Source organism: Acidisphaera rubrifaciens HS-AP3 (assembly GCF_000964365.1).
GTDB classification, from domain to species: domain Bacteria; phylum Pseudomonadota; class Alphaproteobacteria; order Acetobacterales; family Acetobacteraceae; genus Acidisphaera; species Acidisphaera rubrifaciens.
Window position 1 is genome coordinate 1 of record NZ_BANB01000443.1, and the last position, 1,716, is coordinate 1,716.

At 71.9% G+C, this 1,716-nt stretch carries 1 protein-coding gene and 1 pseudogene; both read left to right on the forward strand.

The window, feature by feature from the left end; translation table 11 throughout:
- Window positions 1-1,480: type II and III secretion system protein family protein (locus B8460_RS12700; protein WP_052945236.1), on the forward strand; the 1,480-nt coding region annotated here is incomplete at its 5' end.
- Window positions 1,480-1,716, forward strand: a pseudogene (locus B8460_RS12705) (hypothetical protein); the annotation flags it as partial. The gene B8460_RS12700 and the pseudogene B8460_RS12705, both read left to right, overlap by 1 nt.

Genomic DNA, 1,716 nt, shown 5'->3' on the forward strand with positions numbered 1-1,716 from the left:
CCACGCGGCGACCACGGCCGGCCGGCCGCACGGACCGCTGGCCGCTCTCCTCCTCCTGCTGCCGCTCGCGCTGTCGCAGGCCCGCGCGGCGGAGCCTTCGTTGTCCGACCCGCCCTCGCCCGAAATCCCGTTCTCGCAACCCGGACACGCGACGCCCGCCCCGCGCGAACACGGCCGGCCCGGCGCGCGCAGCCTGTCGATCGAGGCCGGGATGGGCCGCGTCGTCCAGCTCGGGGGACCGGCGGCCACCGTCTTCGCGGCCGATCCGAAAGTGGTGGAGGTGCGACCGGCGAGCCCGACGAGCCTGTTCGTCTTCGGCGTCGGGCCCGGCCGCACCACCGTCGCCGCCCTCAACGCGGCCGGCGGCACGGTCGCCGAGTACACCGTGATGGTGACACCCTCCGGCTACGGTGCCGCGGGCGCACAGGCGGCCATCGCCCAAGCGCTCCCCGGCCGCCCCATACACGTCGAGACGACCGGCAACGGTATCGCGCTGACCGGCAGCGTCACCACCGCGTCCGAGGCCGAACGCGCCGCCACGGCCGCCCGCGCCTATCTCGCGCCGCATCAGACCCTCGACAACCGGCTCGCCATCGCCGGCGCCGTGCAGGTCAACCTGCGTGTCCGCATCGCCGAGATGGGACGCTCGCTTACCCGCAGCCTCGGCCTCAACTGGAACAATCTCGGCGGTCAGCTCGGCCACTGGGGTGCGATCGGCCTGGCGACGGCGCCCTACACCGGCACCGCCATCGGGGCGCTCAGCGCCGTCGGGGCGGGCCCGGGTGGCTTCGACCTCAACGGCGTGATCGACGCCCTGGCACAGGATCAACTGGTCCACATGCTGGCCGAGCCCAACCTCACCGCCATGAGCGGCGAGACCGCGAGCTTCCTCGTCGGCGGCGAGTTCCCGGTCCCGGTGGGACAGGAGGCGGGCGCGATCTCCATCGACTTCAAGCAATACGGCGTCAGCCTCGCCTTCGTGCCCACCGTCTTCGACCATGACCGCATCAGCCTGAAGGTGCGCCCGGAGGTGAGCGAGCTGTCCACGCAGGGCGCCGTCACCCTCAGCGCCGGCAACTCGTCGATTTCGGTCCCGGCGCTGACGACCCGGCGTGCGGAGACGACGGTGGAGCTCGGCAGCGGTCAGAGCTTCGCTATCGCCGGCCTGCTGCAGGACAGCACCACGCTTGCCGCCACCGGCATCCCCTTCCTCGGCGACATCCCGATCCTGGGCGCGCTGTTCCGGTCTGACAGTTTCCAGCGCAACGAGACCGAGCTGGTGATCGTCGTGACGCCCTACATCGTCCGCCCGGTCTCCGACCCGGCGCGTCTGGCAGCCCCCACCGATGGCTGGCGGCCGCCCAACGATCTCGAACGTATTCTGCTGCTGCGTCAGACCGCACGCGGCTCCTCCGGATCGCCAGTCGCGATGGACGCCGCCACGCGCATCCCCGGCGACGCAGGCTTCGTGATCCAATGATGCCGTCTCGGCTCATGGCCCCCCGCACCATAGTCGCTGCCGCGCTGCTCCTTGCCTGCGCGGGCTGCAACGCGATCGATCCCCTCTATCGGGACGGGCTATGGCATCCGACCGGCGCCAACGCCGCCAATCTGGCCGCCATGGTGGACGTGCCGTCCGATCTCGTGCGCGGCGACGGGCGACGGGACGCGGGCCCGGACGTGCCGGTCGATGCGATCGACCGCTACCGCCATGAC